The sequence below is a fragment of the Dyella kyungheensis genome (assembly GCF_049913195.1).
Classification (GTDB): domain Bacteria; phylum Pseudomonadota; class Gammaproteobacteria; order Xanthomonadales; family Rhodanobacteraceae; genus Dyella; species Dyella kyungheensis.
On sequence record NZ_CP183983.1, the window covers coordinates 826,148 to 844,155 of the forward strand.

Consider the following 18,008-nt stretch of genomic DNA (forward strand, 5'->3'; position numbering starts at 1 on the left):
GACTCTGGATGCCCCCGCCATGAACTCCTCCGACGACGATTTCGACACCACCCAGCCCTTCGACGATGACGACGATTCGCTTGACGCCAAGGTGTGGCAGTTCCTGCTGCTGATCAACCCGGGCGATGACGACGCGGCATTTCAGCAGTTCTCGGGCTATCGCGAGGCGGTGGCGGAGCTATCCGAAGACGAGATCGATGTGGCTCAGGTGATCGGGCAGGTGGCGGATTGGCGGGCCACGTTCCATGTGGACGCCGACGACACGCGGGCGCTGGTGCAGGCGATCGATGAGTTGGCGGCGCGCTGGAATTTGACCATCGATTGGGATGGCGATACGGACGAAGACGAATTTCATGCCGATATCGATGCCGCCGATTTGATTGGCACTGCTTACGACAATCTCGCGCCGCACGGTTACACGTTGTGGGTGCGCGATACGGACGATGACAGCCTGGCGGGATGGATGTCGTTGAGTCGCGATATCGAGCCGATGCGGGAGTTGGCACCGGAGCTGGGGATTCATCTGCATCGTGGTAACGAGATCGGGTGAGGGTGGCTTGCTCGCGGGGTGTTCTTGAGGGGCGTTTTGGAGTCGTGACGGAGAGCGTCGCGCACAGGGTGCGCTCCCACATGGGGCCTCCACACTCGATCGAATATCCTGTAGGAGCGCACCCTGTGCGCGACCAACGTGCCTCACCCTGCAACCGTCTTCGTCGCAGTTCGAACCGCAAGCGCGTATGGTGCGAGGCCATCTGCATCCGGCCATCGCCATGACCCCCTCTGCCCCTTTCCCCTACGCCGCTTTCTTCGCCGATCTGCAGGGAGCCGATGGCCCCGCTGCGCTGGCGCGCGTGCTGCCGGGGCGGGGCGATGCCGGTGCCCTCACGGAGGCTCTGATGGCACTCCTGCGGGCTCGCAAGGCCACCTTGCAGGCAGCGTTCGATACCACCCTGGCGGCCGACGAATTGCGCCGTTACCAGAAGTACGCCAAGCCGGGGAAACCGTCGGCGCATATCGTGCAGCTGCGGCAGAAGCAGGCCGCTGCGCGCCAGGCCAGCAGTCTTTCGAGGCAGTCGTTGATCAAGGCGGCAGCCGTGTTCGTGCGTGAGGCGGGTATCGAGGTTCCCGAGCGAGTGGCGCTCGATGAGTTCATCATCCACTGGATCGACGCGAACGTGCCCAGGGACAGCGGCGCCGGCGCTACTCCGTCTTGAGCAGGGCCAGCGCCTGATGCCGTGCCGATGCACGGAGCGACGTGCGCAATTCCGGATCGTTGGTGGTGCGCGCCAGCACCATGCCGCCCACGCATAGCGAGACCATGGCATCGGCGCGCCGGTCCGCATCGCGCATGCCATTGAGCGCCACGCGATAGATGTGCCGCATGCCGCGGATCAGATCGGTATAGGCCTGCTGCGGCTCCAGCCCGGCGCGCGCCACGTCGGAAGGCAACGCATAGAGCGGGCAGTGCATGTCGATGTTCTCCAGCACTTCGTCGCTGAGATAGAGATCGATCAGCATCTGCGCCATCTGGTTCGGATCGTCGATGGTTTCTGCCGATTGCGCCGTTTTCACCGCGAACGGGTTGCAACTGGTGAAGCTGGCGACAGCGGCGGCGTAGAGCTCGTCCTTGCTGTCGAAGTGGTGGTAGAACGCGCCGCGGGTGAGCCCGGCGGAGGCCATCACCTGGTCGATGGTGACCTGCTCGAAACCGTGGCGATTGAACAGGCGCCGCGCGGATTCGACCACGCGTGCTCGCGTCTGCACCTTGTGCTCGGGACTGTATGGCATGGCTGCAACCTCCGTGGGACAGGTATAGCAGGCGCTTAAATTATGTTCTTTAACATATTTTGCGGCCGGGTAAGGTGGTCGCCGGTAACCGAACCCCGTAGCGGAGGAAGGCATGAAGATCTACTGGATCAAGGCCCAGGCGCCGCGCCGCGTGCTGGCGCTGGTCAAGCACCTGGGCATCGAGGCGCAATGCATCGAGCTGGACCTGATGGGCGGCGGCCTGAAAACGCCGGCCTATACCGCGCTCAATCCCAATCGCAAGGCGCCCACCCTGGTCGATGGCGATACGGTGCTGTGGGAGTCGTCCGCGATCATGGCCTACCTGTGCATCAAGCACGGCTCGGACATGTGGCCGGCGCGCGACCCCGCCGAACAGGTAGAGGTGTTGCGCTGGCTCTCGTGGAACGACCAGCATTGGGCGAGCGCAGTGGCGCCGTTCTACTTCGAGCATGTGGTGAAGGCGACTTTCCATATCGGCGAGCCCGACGAGGCGGAGATGACGGCGGTGATGCCCGATCTGAAGAAGTTCGCGGCCGTGTTGAACCAGCATCTGGAGGGCCGGCCATTCGTCGCCTGCCACCGCCTCACCATTGCCGACTTCCAACTCGCTTCGATGGCTTGCGAGTGGCGGCGTTCGCAGATGCCACTCGGTGATTATCCGAATGTGGTGCGCTGGCTCGATGGCTTGATGCAATTGCCGGCCTGGGCCGACCCGTGGCCAGCCGCCGCTGCCAAGAAAGAAGGCGCCTTGGCGTAGGACTGAAACGTGATCTTGGCACTATCCGTCCATTCACCCAGGAGGCAACCATGAAACAGTTTCTCGCGGTCTATATCGGCTCGGAAGCGACGCACAAGGCATCGGGCTGGGATGAGTTGAGCGAAGCGGAGCGGCAGGCGCGGACGCAGCAGGGCATTCAGGCCTGGGGCGCGTGGGTGCAGGCGCATAAGGATGTCATTGTCGATGTTGGCACGCCGCTCGGCAAAACGCTGCGTACCTCCAGGAGCGGCATCCAGAGCATCCGCAATCAGATGACGGGCTACACGGTGGTGCGGGCCGAATCGCAGGAGGCGGCGGCCAAGCTGTTCGAGGGCCACCCCCATTTCTCGATCTTCCCGGGCGATTCGGTGGAAATCATGGAGTGCCTGCCGCTGCCAGGGTGAATCGGGGCGGGGTTAGCCGTTCGCTCAGCCAGTGGGCCGCCGCAGGCCGCATAATCCTCACGGGACCAACCAGTGGGGTGAGAGATGGACGAGCAGCGTAAGCCGTGTCCGGCCTGTGGCGAGATGATCATGGCCACGGCGCACAAGTGCCGGTTCTGCGGTACGGATATCGATGCCTATGTGGCGGCGCGTGAGGCCACGACGGAACGGACTCTTTTCGAAGGGCATCCGGCGGTGGTGTATTCGGCGGGTCAGTACCTGCTCATCGTCGTCACCCTCGGCATCGCCTTGCTGGTTTACTGGATCCGCAGCCTCTCCACGCGCTTCACCATCACCACGCAGCGCGTGCGCATCGAGCGAGGACTGTTCTCCAAGATGCAGGACAACCTGGAACTGTTCCGCGTGGACCACATCGACCTGCACAAGCCGCTGGGGCAGCGTTTGCTGGGCTACAGCACGGTGCATCTGCATTCGTCCGATGCGGGCATGACGTCGGTGTACCTGTATGGCATCCCGAACCTGGAGGCGATGGCCGATACGCTGCGAGATTGTTCGCTGCGCGAGCGCTCACGTCGGCGGGTGTTGCCAGTGGAGCAGATGTAAAGATGGAACGCGCAGGCGGGCGCCGCCCGCTCTGTGGTGTGACCGACCCATGCAGGCAGGGAGCTGGCGGATATGGATGACATGTGGGCCATCGGTCTTTTCGCTCTGCTCGCCATCGTGTCACCGGTGGTCGGTTACTACTTGTCGTCGCGGGGGCTGGACAATGGCATGCAGGCATCCTTTGCAGAACAGACGATTCCCATAGACGATGAGGAAGTGCCTGCCGGCAAAGTCACCGTGCTTTATCGCTCGCGCACCTTTCTTGAGAAGTGCGCTTGTAACGCGTCTTGGATTTGTCGAGGCCCCCACAATGCTTACTTATTGGCCATGGTGCAGGGAAACCGTGAGAATGGACGCGGTGCCATGATTTACACGTGGACATGGCGTCGACTCACTGAGGAGCGTGCACGCCACGCGTTGGTCGTCGACAGGGCGGCCTACAAGGCGGCTTTCGGCGACTAGTTTCGAGAGGAAGCATGTCACGCCCTCGGTTTGCGTAACACCTAACGAAAATAAGTACTTGCAAGCCATGCGTGGCGTCGCTACTCTGCGCCTCCCGTCAACCCAGCCTTAGGAGGAAATAACAATGAATGTTGTAGCTGCAGCCTCTGCCGGGTCGTCGCGCTTCTGATGTTCCTGCCAGCCCTCGGCTGGCTCGCGCTTCATTTCTCGTTTCGCACCCCGGCATCTCGTTCGGCCCCTCTTGCGTGGCCGTCGTTTTCTCTGTTCCCAGGGTGTTTCCATGTCTTCTCAGACGTTTTCGCTGCACCAGCTCGGCTGGCGCGCTGAGTACGCACAGCAGCTGACGCTGGCCGATTTCGAGGCTGGCTATCCGGCACGCGTGGCCGCCGTGCATCGCAGTGGGCTAGCGGTGCTGTCTTCGCGCGGTCACGGTTCGGTGGTGCTGCCGCATCAGCTGTCCGACGCCCACGCCAATGTGGCTGTAGGCGATTGGGTGATGGTCGAGCACGATGCGGATAGCGTGCGCTGCGTGCTCGACCGGCGGTCGCTGGTGGAGCGGGTGGCGGCTGGTGGCGATCATCAACGCCAGTCGATTGCGGCCAATCTCGATGTGTTGTTCGTGGTGTCGTCGTGCAATGACGACTTCAATCCCTCGCGTTTGGAGCGCTACCTCACGCTTGCGCTCGATGCGGGCGTGACACCGGTGATCGTGTTGACCAAGGCCGATATCGGCGAAGGCGTGGCCGGTTATGTCGCCGACGCCGAGCAGCTGATGATCGGCGTTCCGGTGATTGCGGTGAACGCGCTGGACGATGCCTCGGTGGCACAGCTCGAACCGTGGCTGGCGCCGGGCAAGACGGTGGCGTTCGTCGGCTCGTCGGGCGTGGGCAAGTCGACGCTCACCAACCGCGTGATCGGCGAGGCCGAGCAACTGACTTCCGGCATTCGCGAAGACGATGCCCGTGGCCGCCACACCACCACGGCGCGCGAGATGTTTTCCACGGCATCGGGCGCCTGGGTGATCGATACGCCCGGCATGCGCGAGTTGCGCCTGGCGACGGCCGAGCCGGAGTTGGAGACGGTATTCGCCGATGTGGTGGCGTTCGCCTCGCAATGCCGGTTTCGCGATTGTCACCATGATGGCGATGCGGGATGCGCGGTGGAGACCGCTGTTGCCGAGGGTGCGCTGGATGCGCGTCGCCTTGCCAACTACCGCAAGCTGCTGCGTGAAGCAATGCGTGCGCAGCAGAGTCTGCGCGAGCAGCGGGAACAGAGCCGTCAGTTCGGCGCGATGGCGAAGCAGGTGATGCGGGCGAAGCGGGATAGGCTGGGACGGTGATGTATCGCCCCGCCCTCATCATGGTTGGCTTGTGTGGGAGCGCACTTGTGCGCGACAGAGGCTTGCCCAGTCGCGCACAAGTGCGCTCCCACAGAGGGTCGGGCGCGGTTGGTGCTACTTCCAGCTTAGGTCCGTCACCACCGGGAAATGATCGGACGGATAACGCCCATCCTGCTGCGTCGTCACCGTGGCGAAGTAAGTCGGCTTGAAGCCGCGTTCGAGGATGAAGTCGATGTGCTCGGTCGGGTTGCCGGTGAAGTTGTGGAAGGTCTTTTCCGGGCCTTCGACTTTCGGCGCCACTTTGCGCGTATCGGTCAGCACCTTGGTCAGCTCCGCATAGGTGGGACTGTTGGCGTCGGTGTTGAGATCGCCGGTGAGGATGAAGGGTGCGTTCGCTGGCAGTGCGGCTAGGCGGCTCACGATTTCCTTGGCGCCTTTGACGCGCGCGGGTTCGTCCTGTTCCTGATAGGGCAGGTGCGTGTTGTAGTAGTAGAAGCTGCGGTGATTGGCTTTGTCCTCGAACAAGGCCCACGTCACCATGCGCGGGAAGGGGTGGCCCCAGGTGATGCTGCCGGGTACATCGGGCGTATCCGATAGCCAGAAGTTGCCCGAATCCTTCAGCACGAGTTTGTCCTTGCGATAGAACACACCCATGTGTTCGTCGCTGTGACCACCGCGGCGATCAATGCCGAACCAGGTGTACTCGGGCAGCTTGGAGACGATGTAGTCGCCTTGTTCCTGATGCAGCTCCTGCGTGCCCATCAGGTCGGGATGCTGTTCGCGGATGGTGCGTACCATCAGATCGCGCCGCGCTTCCCAGCGGTTCGGGCCGTCGGCGGCCACGGGCACTCGCACGTTGAAGCTCATCACGCGCAAGGTCTGCGCGGCGAGCGGAAAACTGACCAGGGTGAGCAGCAGGGTGGCGGCAAGCCAGGCACGGGGGAAGGTCACGAGCACGCTCCGTGAGGATGGGTGTGTCGACCGTAGCATGAGCCTTTGCCGATGAGACACCCCCGCCGCAGGCGTCCGCGTATAGTGCGCGCGTCGCCTCGTTCTTCGCACTCAAGACCCTGCCATGCCACAGCGCGTTGCCACCTGCAGTTGCCGTCAGCTCATGCTCCGCGCCACGGAAGAGCCCTTGCGCGTCTCGATCTGCCATTGCAACGCCTGCCAGCGCCGCACCGGCAGCGTGTTCGGCGTGCAGGCGCGGTTTCGCGAGAGTGCCCTGGTGATTCGCGGCAACTCCACGGCCTATGTGCGGCACGGCGATTCGGGTGGCTCCGCTACCTTCCATTTCTGCCCGGTGTGCGGCGCCACGGTGTACTACCGGCTCGACTCGGTCGAGGGCCTGATCGGCGTACCCGTGGGTGCGTTTTCCAATCCGGATTTCCCCGCGCCGAGCATCTCCGTATTCGAGGAATGCATGCATCCGTGGATCGCGCTGCCGGACGGCATCGAACACATGGATTGACGCGTTCGCGCGGTTGATGGGCGCTGTGTCGGCGCTGGCTTACCGTGTTGCGCGGACTATTTTCCGTCAAGGGTGCGCTAATTGCGCCGATCTCCCTAACAGGATGAGCCATCCTGATCAGGGAAGTCAGCGCCATGCGTTTCACTATTCGTCTGCGAATCATCGCGACCATGAGCCTCGCTCTGGGTATTGCTTTGGCGTTGGGCCTGATTGGCCTGTACGGCGTGCACAACACCTATGCCACGGTCGACGACATGTATCGGAACAACGTGGTGGCGATTGTTGAGCTCGGCACGGCGCGCGCGGTCATCGTGGACGATCGGCTGGCACTCAATAAAGCGCTGTTCGATCCCTCGTTTCGCGATGTTCGCGCCAGGATCAAATTCGGTCACGACCGCCTTGCGGAAGCATGGAAACGTTACGACCCGGCCTTGGTCGCGGAGGGCGAGGAGCGGGCGATGGCTACGCAATTTGCCGGCCTGATGGCGGACATCGCGCCCGACATCAGTCACGAAGCCGACCTGCTCGATGCCGGCAAGACAGACGAGGCGCGCCGGCTTGATCTGGGCAAGGTGGCCGAATCGATGGGACGCGCCATGGCCCTTATCGATCGTTTGAGGGTGATCAATGCGGAACAGGCGGCAGACTCCGCGCGAGCCGCCGCGATCGGTTTCCGCCTTACCTGGCACATGGTGCTTGCCGTACTGGCGCTGGCCCTCGTATTCCTGGCCGCTGCGGCGTTGGCGCTGACGCGTACGATCACGCATCCGCTCGAACAAGCCCGTCAACTGGCCGGTGCCATCCAACGGGGCAAGCTCAACAACGCGACCGTGATCGCGGGCAACCATGAATTCAGCGGCACGTTGCATTCGCTCGATGCGATGGATCGCCAACTCGCAAGCATCGTCACGCAGGTGCGCGACGTCGCCGAGCAGGTCACGATGGCCGCCCGCGATCTGTCGCAGGGCACCGATGACCTGTCGCAGCGCACGCAGGAACAGGCGAGTTCGCTGGAACAAACCGCCGCCTCGATGGAAGAGTTGTCGAGCACGGTGAAGCAGAATGCGCAGGGCGCGCGCCGGGCGCGCGACATGGCGGTACGCACGCGTGAGCACGCCGAGGATGGTCGCGTCATCGCTGGCTCCGCCGTGGACGCGATGGATGCGATCACGCAGGCAAGCGGGCAAGTGGGTGAGATCGTGGCCATGATCGACGAGCTCGCGTTCCAGACCAACCTGCTGGCGCTCAACGCTGCCGTCGAGGCGGCGCGTGCAGGCGATCAAGGTCGCGGCTTCGCCGTGGTGGCGACGGAAGTGCGCAACCTGGCGCAGCGCAGCGGCGCCGCCGCGAAGAACATCAAGTCGTTGATTCAGTACACCACGGAGAAAGTGTTCGAAGGCGCGACGCTGGTGCAGCGCACGGGCGATGCGCTCCATCACATCGCCGGCGACGTGCGCGAGGTCACCACGATCATCGAGATCATTGCTGCCGCCACCGAGCAACAGGCCGCTGGTATCGGGCAAGTGAACACTGCCGTGATCACACTGGATCAAGTGACCCAGCAGAACGCTGCCCTGGTGGAGCAGGCCGGCGCTGCCAGCCGCAACACCCTGGACCTGTCTCAGGCGCTTGTGAACCAGATGGCGTTTTTCAGCCTGCAGGGCCAGCCTGGGTCCCGGTGCTGAACGAATCGGCCGGTCCGATTCAACGCATGACCTGTTCGCGCGTTCCCTGCATGTTCCAACTCAGAGCGGAGCTTCGGGGGCACGCATGCAAGGCAAGGAATTCGATCGTTGGTCCAGGATCCGGACGCAGGGAGCGCTCCGCTACGTGCTGTTGAACGGCGTGGTGTTCTACGGCCTGCCCATGTTTCTCATCATGACCTATGTGATTCCCCATCCGCGCCTCACGGTGGCGCAGTCGGCCCTGTTGTGGGTGGCGATCGCCGGCGCCGGCTTCGGTGTGGCCATGTGGATCGTGCAGGAGCGGCGCTTTCGCAAGGTGAGTGGCCGGTCCTGAGCCGTCCGCCGGCCTGTTTTCTCAGCCGTATTCATGCGGTGTTTTGGATTTTTGGCGCATGGTGGAATGGACTGCGGCCATGAGGGGCATGGCTGCGGTTTTCGCGCGCCTGCGATTGGCAAATAGACGTCCAAACAGGCAATTCAGCATATTGGCGTCAGCTTGACGCCCACCGTGCATACTCCTTGTGCGAATGCGCTCGTCGCCCACGGCGGCCAGCGTTGGCGCACCGCTAACGAGAGGAGATATCCACATGGCAATTACCCGCTCTCGCATCGGTCGTGGCGTGGCTGTGCTGTTCGTCGCCGTACTTTGTGGCTGCAGCAACTACGTCAAGAAAAGCGATTACGATGCAACCATCGCGGAGCTGCGTAGCAACGATCAAAAGCAACAACAACAGATCGATGCGATCACGCAGGAGATGCACACGAAGTTTGCCCAATACGACACCCAGATCACGGCCATGGCAGGCCGTATCAGCGTGGACACGATTGCGCACTTCGACACCAACCAGAGCACGTTGCGCGACGAGGACAAGCAACGGCTCGATGATTTCGCCAAGGTGATGAAAGATCACCATGCCAACGCGGTGATCACCGCCGAAGGCTTCGCCGATCCGTCCGGGCCGGCCGGCTACAACCAGCAGCTCGCACTGAAGCGGGCGCAGGCGGTGCGTGACTATCTGGTGCAGACGGGCGGCCTCAACGCCGACCAGGTGCGCGCGGTGGGTTACGGCAAGGTGAGCAATCGCCAGGTCGTGAAGGGTGCCACGGGAGAGCAGGGCATGCCCAATCGTCGCGTGTCGCTGACCACGGATTTCGCGGGCACCTGAGCCTGCGATTGATTCACTGCAAAAGCAAAGGCCGCCCGAGGGCGGCCTTTGTGTAGAGCTATCGACGAGCGATCAGCGCTTCATCGAATTGAAGAACTCGTCGTTGGACTTGGTGTTCTTCATCTTGTCGAGCATGAACTCCATCGCGGCCAGCTCGTCCATCGGATGCAGCAGCTTGCGCAGGATCCAGATCTTCGAAAGCATGTCCGGCTCGATCAGCAGGTCCTCGCGGCGGGTGCCGGAGCGGTTGATGTCGATGGCCGGGTACACGCGCTTCTCGGAGATGCGGCGGCTCAGGTGCACTTCCATGTTGCCGGTGCCCTTGAACTCTTCGTAGATCACCTCGTCCATCTTGCTGCCGGTGTCGGTCAGCGCGGTGGCGATGATGGTCAGGCTGCCGCCTTCTTCCACGTTGCGCGCGGCGCCGAAGAAGCGCTTGGGACGCTGCAGGGCGTTGGCGTCCACACCACCGGTGAGCACCTTGCCGGAGCTGGGCACCACGGTGTTGTAGGCACGGGCCAGGCGGGTGATCGAGTCGAGCAGGATCACCACGTCCTTCTTGTGCTCGACCAGGCGCTTGGCGCGCTCGATCACCATTTCGGCCACCTGCACGTGGCGCACGGCCGGCTCGTCGAAGGTGGAGGAGATCACTTCGGCACGCACGGTGCGGGCGATTTCCGTCACTTCTTCCGGACGCTCGTCGATCAACAGCATGATCAGGTGCGCGTCGGGATGGTTGTACGTGATGGCCTGCGCGATGTTCTGCAGCATCATCGTCTTACCGGACTTCGGCTGCGAGACGATCAGGCCACGCTGGCCGCGGCCGATCGGCGCCACCAGGTCCAGGATGCGGCCGGTGATGTCCTCACTGGAACCGTTGCCGCGCTCGAGCTTGAAAGCCTTGCGCGGGAACAGCGGGGTGAGGTTCTCGAACAGCATCTTGTTCTTCGACGCCTCCGGCGGATCGCCGTTGATGTCGTCGACCTTGAGCATCGCGAAGTAGCGCTCGCCTTCCTTCGGGTGGCGCACGCGACCGGTGATGTAGTCGCCGGTGCGCAGGTTGAAGCGGCGGATCTGGCTGGGCGACACGTAGATGTCGTCCGGACCGGCCAGGTAGGACTCGTCGGCCGAGCGCAGGAAGCCGAAGCCGTCCTGCAGGATTTCCAGCACGCCCTCGGCCCAGATGCCGCCGCCGGAGCGGGCATGCGCCTTGAGGATGTTGAACACCACGTCCTGCTTGCGGGCACGCGCCACGCCTTCCTGCACGCCGAGCGACTCGGCGAATTCCAGCAGCTGCAGCGCATTCTTGCGCTTGAGCTCGGTCAGGTTGATCAGGCGGTCGTTGCTGCCGGCGTCGGCGTACTCGTCGTCCACCGGCAGGCCGTTGTTGTTGCGGGCGTGCTGCTGACCGCCACCGCCGCCCTGGCCACCGGGGCCGCGCGGCTGGTTGCGCTCGTGGCGGCGACGACGGCCCCGACCATCACGGTCGTTGCGGTCATTGCGGTTGAAATTCGGGTTGCCGCCGTTCTGGCCGTTCTGCTGCTGGCCGCCCTCGCGGGCTTCCTGCGGCTGGCGCTGGCCACCGTCGTTGGACGCCGAGTCGGCGGCCGGCGCGGAAGCGGGGGCGTGGCTTTCGACGGCGGGCGGTGCGGCGCGTTCTACGGGCGGCAGCGGCGGCATGTCCAACTGGGCCTGCTTTTCTGCCCTTTCGGCAGCAGCGGCGGCAGCGGACTTGCGTGGTGCACGCGTGCGGGTTTCAGCCACAGGCTTGGCGTCGGCGCTCTTGGCGTCGTTTGAATCTTTGCTTTCGATATCGGACACGGGCAAACCTCTGCGGGGCGCCGTTGAAAAAAGGAGGGAGGGTTGCGTCGCGCGGATGGCGCGGGGGACAGGACTGTCCCGACGAACGTCAAACGAATCTAGCACCCGGTCCGCGGCGGCGTAAAGCGCCGCGGCCGGTAAAGTTCAGAAATATTTTTCTGAAGGGCCTGGATGACAGGCTCTTAGATGGCTTTCTCGATCAGCTGGGTCAGCGCGCCCTTGCTGACGGCACCGATCTGGGTGGCCTCGACCTTGCCGTTCTTGAACACCATCAGGGTCGGGATGCCACGGACGCCGTAGTTGCGGGGCGTCTTCTGGTTGTGGTCGATGTTGATCTTGGCGATGCGCAGCTTGCCTTCGTACTGCTGGGCCAGCTCGTCCAGGATCGGCGCGATGGCCTTGCACGGGCCGCACCATTCCGCCCAGAAGTCGAGCAGCACGGGGGTATCGGAATTGAGCACTTCCTGCTCGAAGGCGTCATCGCTTACATGGGTAATCAGGTCGCTCACCGGGGTCTCCGAAGGTAGCGTATGAGGGTTTCACGACCGCGCGCCCAGCATCGGCTACACTGGGGTGCCCATGAAACGCGGGGTCGTACCGAAAGGAAGTCTTCAAGCCGTTGCGGCAGGCCTCCATTGCAACGTAACTCGGGGCGCGATTCAAGCGATTCAAGGGCGGCCAAGGACGGCTCCGTTGACATAGGTGAAAGGGAAGCCCTTGTTGAACAAGGGCTTAGCTGATTGCAGTGCTTTGACCTATGCCAGCGGAGCTGTCGCAACGTCGCCGCTCCCGCCGGCGCCAGCCTGGGACACGTGTCGCCGGCCCGCGCAATCCGCATGGATTCCGCCTGTCGCCACGTCCCGGCCGCGCCGACCATCCACCCGTTCCTTGTTTGCGTCTCACCGGCAAGGAGCCAGGCGGCCGCCTCACGGCGCTGCCTGCATCAAATCCCATATGGCAATGTCCCAAACCGTACTCACCGATACCTTTTTCACCAATTTCGACCTCCATCCGCTGCTCCAGCAAGGCCTCGACGAAGCGGGCTTCACCCGCTGCACGCCGATCCAGGCGTTGACCCTGCCGGTCGCGCTGGCCGGACGCGACGTCGCCGGCCAGGCACAGACGGGCACGGGCAAGACCTGCGCGTTCCTGGTGGCGATGATGAATCGCCTGCTGACCACGCCGGCCGTGGCCGAGCGCAAGGACAGCGATCCGCGCGCCCTGGTCATTGCGCCCACCCGCGAGCTGGCCATCCAGATCGAGAAGGACGCCAAGTCCGTCGGCCGTTACACCGGCCTGCGCACGGCGCTCATCTACGGCGGCGTCGATTACGACAAGCAGCGCCAACAGCTCAAGGACGGCTGCGACATCATCATCGCCACGCCGGGCCGCCTGCTGGACTACTTCAAGCAGCACGTGTTCAGCCTCGACGCCGTCGAAGTGATGGTGATCGACGAGGCCGACCGCATGTTCGACCTCGGCTTCATCAAGGACGTGCGCTTCATCTTCCGCCGCCTGCCGGCGCGCGAGCAGCGCCAGGTGCTGCTGTTCTCCGCCACGCTCAGCCATCGCGTGCTGGAGCTGGCCTACGAGCACATGCACAACGCCGAAAAGCTGGAAGTGGAGACGGAAAACGTCACCGCTGACCGCGTGCGCCAGCTGGTCTACTTCCCCGCCAAGGAAGAGAAGATGCCGCTGCTGCTCAACCTGCTCGAGCGCACCAAGGCCGAGCGCAGCATCATCTTCGTCAACACCAAGGCCGCCGCCGAGAAGATCACCGATCGCCTCAAGCGCTACGGCTACCGCGTGGGTGCGCTGTCGGGAGACGTGCCCCAGCTCAAGCGCCAGAAGCTGCTGCAGCGTTTCCAGGAAGGCCAGCTCGACATCCTGGTGTGCACCGACGTGGCCGCGCGCGGCCTGCACATCCCGGCCGTCAGCCACGTCTTCAACTACGACCTGCCGCAGGATGCGGAAGATTACGTGCATCGCATCGGCCGCACCGCGCGCCTGGGCGCCGAGGGCGATGCGATCAGCTTCGCCTGCGACCTCTACGCGATGAGTTTGCCCGATATCGAGACCTATATCGGTCAGCGCATCCCGGTGGCGAACATCGAAGCCGAGCTGCTGGTGATGCCCAAGCCGCGCGAGCAGGATGCCCAGTACATGGCGGAAGTCGCTGCCGACAGCGCCGCGTTCGGCGACAAGGTCGAGCAGCGCGAGAAGGACGGTTCGCCCCGCAAGGGTCCGCGCAGCGGCGGTGGTCGCGGTAGCGATCGCCCGCGTAGCGACAAGCCGCGTGAGCCGAGGAAGCCGCGCGTCGAAGCGCCGGTGGCCGAAGCCGCGGTGCAGAAGGACGCCGCTCCGGCTGCGGTCCAGGCCGAAACGGGCGAGGCTGCCGAGCGCAAGCGTCGCCGCCGTCGTGGCGGTCGCAACCGTCGTCGCGAAGGTGACGTCGCCGTCGCCGAGGGTACGGCCAACACGGCCGCCGAAGGCACGCGCGCGCCGCGTGGCGAGCGTCGTCCGCCGCGTGAGCGCAGCAATGGCGAGAGCGCCCACTCGCGTCCGTCGCGCCACGTGGCCATCACGCCGAGCAAGACGGGTGATGCGCTGGAAGCGCCGAAGAAGGTCGGCTTCTTCCGTCGACTGAGCCGTTTGTTCACCGGTCGCTGAGCATCTTGTTTACCTAGGGCTGTCGCGGGCTGAACCCGCGGCAGCGCGGCTGCGCAAAAGCACTGACCTTCACGCGCGCATCCCTTATCCTTCGGCTAGAGCCTGCCCAATATCTTCCAATGGCCCGCGCCGGGAGCTGTTTGCCCGCCAGTCAAGGAAGAACGAGGGAGTGTATGTCGATACACGACTGAGTGATGACGCAGGCAGGCGGGCAAACAGACCCGGCCCGAAGGGTTGTCCATCTGCGCTCACCGGGAAGCGGTGCGCGGCTTGACCTGACCACCAGTCAGGCGCTGCGCCACGCTCCACTCCCCGGTGAGCGCAGATGGACAACGCGGGCCATTGGAAGATATTGGGCAGGCTCTTCAGGATCGGGGACACGCGGTGATCCGCTTCGACCAAGTCAGCAAACGCTATGAAGGCGGCCACGAGGCCCTGTCGCAACTTTCCTTTGAAGTGGCGACCGGCGAGATGGCCTTCGTGACCGGCCACTCGGGCGCCGGCAAAAGCACCTTGCTCAAATTGCTCGGCCTGATCGAGCGGCCCTCGCACGGCATCGTCACCCTCGACGGGCAGAACCTGGCCAAGATCGGCCGCGCAGGCATTCCCAAGTTGCGCCGCCGCCTGGGCATGGTGTTCCAGGATCACCGCTTGCTGATGGATCGCACCATCTTCGCCAATGTCGAGCTGCCGCTGATGATCGGCGGCATGGCGCCTGCCGAACGCAGCAAGCGCGTCCGCGCCGCGCTGGAAAAGGTGGGCCTGCTTTCCTACGAACGGCAACTGCCGGCCACGCTTTCGGCGGGCGAGCAGCAGCGCGTGGGCATCGCCCGCGCCATCGTGGCCAAGCCCACGCTGCTGATCGCGGACGAACCCACCGGCAATCTCGATCCCACGCTAGCGGTGGAAATCATGGGCTTGTTCGCCGAATTCCAGAGCGTGGGCACCACCGTGCTGATCGCCAGCCACGACCTGCCGCTGATCAAGCGCATGAAGAAGCGCGTGATTGTGCTCGATCACGGTCGCCTGGTGGCCGACGTGGCCGCACAGGAGGTGCTATGAGCAACCAGTCTGAATTTCCCCAGAAAGAATTTCCCATGGAAAGCCCGCTGACCTCCGATCAGTCGCGCGGCATCCGCAGCAAGCCGCGGCCGGTGGCCAGCTGGCGCGAGCATCACGGCTGGAGCGCGGCCGCGAGCCTGCGCCGGCTGATGTCGCGTCCGGTGGGCACCTTGCTCACGGTCGCGGTGATGGCCATTGCGCTGGCTCTGCCGCTCACCTTCTACCTGCTGCTGGGCAACCTGCAGAAGATGGGCGATGCGCTGGGCCAGAACCAGACCATCAGCGTGTTCCTGCAGCCGGGACAGAGCGTGTCGTCGGCGGACATGCTGGCCAAGAAGCTGCGCGAGCGCGGCGAAGTGGCCGGCGTCAAGGTGAAGTCGCCCGACCAGGGCATGGACGAACTGGCCAAGATGCAGGGCTTTTCCGGCGCCTTGCACACGCTGGACGTGAACCCGCTGCCGTTCGTGCTGGAAGTGCAGCCGAAGGCGGATGTGAGCGCGGACAGCGTGGACAAGCTGGTGACCGAGATGCGCGGCATGTCGGGCGTGGATCAGGTGCAGGACGGCGGCACCTGGCGCCAGCGCCTGGAAGCCTTGCTCGGCGTGGGGCAGCGCGTGGTGCTGATCCTCGCTGCGCTGCTGGCGGTGGCGGTGTTGCTGGTGGTGGGCAATACGGTGCGCGTGGACATCGCCAGCCGGCACGAGGAAATCGGTGTGCTGATGCTGGTGGGTGCGAGCCGTGCGTTCGTGCGCCGCCCCTATCTGTATGCGGGCATCTGGTACGGGCTGTTTGCCGGCGTGCTGGCGGTGGGTTTCGCCGTGCTGGTGGAGTGGTCGCTGGCCGAGCCGGTGCAGCGCCTGGGCCAGGTCTATGCCGGCAAGCTGGCGATCGATGTGCTGCCGGTATGGTTGCTGGCCGCCGTACCGGTAGCCGCCGCCTTGCTGGGCTGGCTGGGTGCGCGTCTGGTCAGCGCGTGGCAATTGCGCAAGGCCGCATGAAGCGTGCGCCGGCTCACGCCCGCGGCAACGTTGTCATGCAAGTTTGGTGGGGATGGGGCAGCATGCCTGCTCGGGATGACCGGGTGCTCGGAGGAAGCACCGGCATGACGCGCTGGCCACGACGTGGGTGATTGGGGATGAGTGGAAGTTTCAGCAGTCGAGTGGTGGGAACGGCGCCGAGGGTGCTGGTGGTGGATGGCTCCAAGGTGGTGCGCCAACTGATCGCCCGTGTGCTGAAGGCCGAGCTGCCCGACAGCGACGTGGTGGGCGCCGGCAGTGGCGCGGAAGCCAAGGAGCTGCTGGATGGCGCCGCCTTTGACTTCATCACTATCTCGCTGCGCCTGCCCGACATGGACGGGCTGGAACTCGCCCGCCACGTGCGCGAATCCGCGGCCCAGGCCTATGTGCCCATCGTGGTGGTGTCCGGCGACGTGGACGATCGCCTGCACAACCGCACGCTGGGCGAACACGTCACCGATTACTTCGACAAGTCGCTGGGTTTCCAGGCGCTGGCGGAATTCATTCGCGGCTACGTCAAGCCCAGCGATTCGGCCGAGGGCGAAGTGCTGTACGTGGAAGACAGCCGCGTGGTCGCGCTGGCCACCCGCCGTATCCTGGAAAAGCACGGCCTCACCGTCTATCACGTAGTAAGCGTGGAGGACGCGCTGGTCCTGCTCGACAAGGCCAAGGACGAGGGCAAGGTGGGTGCCGATATCGTGCTGACCGACGTCAGCCTGAAGGGCGAACTCACCGGCGGCGACCTGCTCGAACGCATCCGCCGCGAATACCTCTACGGCAAGGGCAGGCTGCCCGTGCTGGTGATGACGGGTGATGAGAATCCGGCCAACCAGGCCGCGCTGCTGCGCGCCGGCGCCAACGATCTGGTCGAAAAGCCGATCGAGGAAAAACTGCTGATGACCAAGCTGCTGTTCCAGCTGCGCGTGTCCCGGCACCTGCGCGAGCGGGGCGAGGCGGCGTGACCGATCATCCGGTAAAGCTGGAGCCGTCCTGGAAGGACCGCATCGGCGAGTATCTGGCGCGGCCGGACATGCGCGCGCTGTCCGATTTCCTGCGCAGCGAGAAGCAGGCCGGCAAGGTGATCTATCCGCCCGGCCCCGAGATCTTTGCCGCGTTCGACCACACGCCGTTCGATGCGGTGCGGGTGGTGATCCTGGGACAGGATCCGTACCACGGCCCGAACCAGGCGCATGGACTGTGCTTCTCCGTGCGGCCGGGGGTGGCCACGCCGCCGTCGCTGCTGAACATCTTCAAGGAAATCCAGCGTGACCTGGGTTTCCGGGCGCCGGACCACGGTTGCCTCACCCCCTGGGCCGACCGCGGCGTGCTGCTGCTCAATGCCACGCTCACCGTCCAGCAGGGCATGGCCGGTGCGCACCAGGGCAAGGGCTGGGAAGGCTTTACCGATGCGGCCATCGACGCCCTCAACCGTGAGCGGGAAGGCCTGGTCTTCATGCTGTGGGGCTCGTATGCGCAGAAGAAGGGCCAGCTGATCGACGGCCGGCGGCATTGCGTTTTGCGCTCGGTGCACCCATCTCCTTTATCAGCGCACCGCGGCTTCATCGGCTGCGGGCACTTCTCGGCGGCCAACCAGTACCTGGAAAGCCGCGGCGAGCCGCCCATCGACTGGTCATTGCCGATGCGCTCGGAACTGGCCTGAAACGGGCCTTTCACGGCTGCTGAACCGCCGAAAACGCATAGTGGACCCTCCCCGAGGCCCCTGCTGGACAGGTGTCTCAAATTCCTGTACTATTCGGTACATCA

The 18,008-nt window shown here is 64.2% G+C and carries 20 protein-coding genes; 16 read left to right on the forward strand and 4 right to left on the reverse strand.

All coding sequences use genetic code 11. The features are described 5' to 3' along the window. Nucleotides 1-19: 19 nt before the first annotated feature. A complete protein-coding gene (locus tag ACN9MB_RS03470; protein WP_426270793.1) occupies nucleotides 20-550 on the forward strand; it encodes a DUF6630 family protein in 531 nt (176 codons plus the stop codon). Nucleotides 551-770: 220 nt separating this feature from the next. Next, entirely contained in the window at nucleotides 771-1,214 is a 444-nt protein-coding gene (locus tag ACN9MB_RS03475) for a hypothetical protein (RefSeq protein WP_426270794.1), read from the forward strand. Here ACN9MB_RS03475 and ACN9MB_RS03480 read toward each other — a convergent pair. After that, nucleotides 1,201-1,788, reverse strand: a complete 588-nt coding sequence (locus tag ACN9MB_RS03480; protein WP_426270795.1) for a TetR/AcrR family transcriptional regulator — start codon at nucleotides 1,786-1,788, stop codon at nucleotides 1,201-1,203. The genes ACN9MB_RS03475 and ACN9MB_RS03480 overlap by 14 nt on opposite strands. 112 nt (nucleotides 1,789-1,900) lie before the next feature. Here ACN9MB_RS03480 and ACN9MB_RS03485 point away from each other — a divergent pair, with 112 nt between their 5' ends. From ACN9MB_RS03485 to rsgA, 5 genes are all read left to right on the forward strand, one after another. After that, nucleotides 1,901-2,545 carry a glutathione S-transferase family protein gene (locus ACN9MB_RS03485; RefSeq protein WP_426270796.1) on the forward strand — a complete coding sequence of 215 codons (645 nt, stop codon included), beginning with the start codon at nucleotides 1,901-1,903 and terminating at the stop codon, nucleotides 2,543-2,545. 50 nt (nucleotides 2,546-2,595) lie between these two features. After that, complete coding sequence (locus ACN9MB_RS03490) at nucleotides 2,596-2,949, forward strand: hypothetical protein (RefSeq protein ID WP_426270797.1); 354 nt, start codon at nucleotides 2,596-2,598, stop codon at nucleotides 2,947-2,949. An 84-nt stretch (nucleotides 2,950-3,033) separates the two neighbouring features. After that, the gene (locus tag ACN9MB_RS03495) at nucleotides 3,034-3,552 is read left to right on the forward strand and encodes a PH domain-containing protein (RefSeq protein WP_204635983.1); all 519 of its coding nucleotides are present in this window, start codon (nucleotides 3,034-3,036) and stop codon (nucleotides 3,550-3,552) included. Between the two features lie 72 nt (nucleotides 3,553-3,624). After that, complete coding sequence (locus ACN9MB_RS03500; protein ID WP_204635984.1) at nucleotides 3,625-4,014, forward strand: hypothetical protein; 390 nt, start codon at nucleotides 3,625-3,627, stop codon at nucleotides 4,012-4,014. 280 nt (nucleotides 4,015-4,294) lie between these two features. After that, on the forward strand, nucleotides 4,295-5,353 hold the full coding sequence (rsgA, locus tag ACN9MB_RS03505) for a ribosome small subunit-dependent GTPase A (protein ID WP_426270798.1): 1,059 nt from the start codon (nucleotides 4,295-4,297) through the stop codon (nucleotides 5,351-5,353). Between the two features lie 114 nt (nucleotides 5,354-5,467). Here the strand turns inward: rsgA and ACN9MB_RS03510 are convergent, their stop codons facing one another. Next, nucleotides 5,468-6,343, reverse strand: coding sequence for an endonuclease/exonuclease/phosphatase family protein (locus ACN9MB_RS03510; RefSeq protein WP_426270799.1), 876 nt, complete (start codon nucleotides 6,341-6,343; stop codon nucleotides 5,468-5,470). An 85-nt stretch (nucleotides 6,344-6,428) separates the two neighbouring features. Between ACN9MB_RS03510 and ACN9MB_RS03515 the strand changes: the two genes are divergently transcribed. From ACN9MB_RS03515 to ACN9MB_RS03530, 4 genes are all read left to right on the forward strand, one after another. Next, nucleotides 6,429-6,824, forward strand: a complete 396-nt coding sequence (locus tag ACN9MB_RS03515; protein WP_426270800.1) for a GFA family protein — start codon at nucleotides 6,429-6,431, stop codon at nucleotides 6,822-6,824. Between the two features lie 134 nt (nucleotides 6,825-6,958). Beyond that, a complete protein-coding gene (locus ACN9MB_RS03520; protein ID WP_426270801.1) occupies nucleotides 6,959-8,509 on the forward strand; it encodes a methyl-accepting chemotaxis protein in 1,551 nt (516 codons plus the stop codon). Nucleotides 8,510-8,594: 85 nt separating this feature from the next. Beyond that, entirely contained in the window at nucleotides 8,595-8,843 is a 249-nt protein-coding gene (locus tag ACN9MB_RS03525; RefSeq protein ID WP_426270802.1) for a hypothetical protein, read from the forward strand. Nucleotides 8,844-9,096: 253 nt separating this feature from the next. Next, nucleotides 9,097-9,675, forward strand: a complete 579-nt coding sequence (locus ACN9MB_RS03530; protein WP_204635989.1) for an OmpA family protein — start codon at nucleotides 9,097-9,099, stop codon at nucleotides 9,673-9,675. Nucleotides 9,676-9,747: 72 nt separating this feature from the next. Here the strand turns inward: ACN9MB_RS03530 and rho are convergent, their stop codons facing one another. Together rho and trxA are read right to left on the reverse strand one after the other, a co-directional pair. Beyond that, nucleotides 9,748-11,496 (reverse strand): transcription termination factor Rho, encoded by a 1,749-nt coding sequence (gene rho, locus ACN9MB_RS03535; protein ID WP_204635990.1) that lies wholly within the window; start codon nucleotides 11,494-11,496, stop codon nucleotides 9,748-9,750. Between the two features lie 182 nt (nucleotides 11,497-11,678). Then, nucleotides 11,679-12,005 (reverse strand): thioredoxin TrxA, encoded by a 327-nt coding sequence (gene trxA / locus ACN9MB_RS03540; RefSeq protein ID WP_204635991.1) that lies wholly within the window; start codon nucleotides 12,003-12,005, stop codon nucleotides 11,679-11,681. A 451-nt stretch (nucleotides 12,006-12,456) separates the two neighbouring features. Between trxA and ACN9MB_RS03545 the strand changes: the two genes are divergently transcribed. The 5 genes from ACN9MB_RS03545 (at nucleotide 12,457) to ung (ending at nucleotide 17,904) form a co-directional block, all read left to right on the forward strand. Further along, nucleotides 12,457-14,166 carry a DEAD/DEAH box helicase gene (locus tag ACN9MB_RS03545; protein ID WP_426271880.1) on the forward strand — a complete coding sequence of 570 codons (1,710 nt, stop codon included), beginning with the start codon at nucleotides 12,457-12,459 and terminating at the stop codon, nucleotides 14,164-14,166. Nucleotides 14,167-14,550: 384 nt separating this feature from the next. After that, complete coding sequence (gene ftsE / locus ACN9MB_RS03550) at nucleotides 14,551-15,228, forward strand: cell division ATP-binding protein FtsE (protein ID WP_204635992.1); 678 nt, start codon at nucleotides 14,551-14,553, stop codon at nucleotides 15,226-15,228. Next, nucleotides 15,225-16,226: a permease-like cell division protein FtsX gene (gene ftsX, locus ACN9MB_RS03555; RefSeq protein ID WP_426270803.1), complete on the forward strand. Its 1,002-nt coding sequence runs from the start codon at nucleotides 15,225-15,227 to the stop codon at nucleotides 16,224-16,226. Before ftsE ends, ftsX begins: the two co-directional genes overlap by 4 nt. Before the next feature lie 137 nt (nucleotides 16,227-16,363). After that, complete coding sequence (locus tag ACN9MB_RS03560; protein ID WP_426270804.1) at nucleotides 16,364-17,206, forward strand: response regulator; 843 nt, start codon at nucleotides 16,364-16,366, stop codon at nucleotides 17,204-17,206. Continuing rightward, nucleotides 17,203-17,904, forward strand: coding sequence for a uracil-DNA glycosylase (ung, locus tag ACN9MB_RS03565; protein ID WP_426270805.1), 702 nt, complete (start codon nucleotides 17,203-17,205; stop codon nucleotides 17,902-17,904). The genes ACN9MB_RS03560 and ung overlap by 4 nt, the downstream gene beginning before the upstream one ends. Nucleotides 17,905-18,008: the final 104 nt, after the last annotated feature.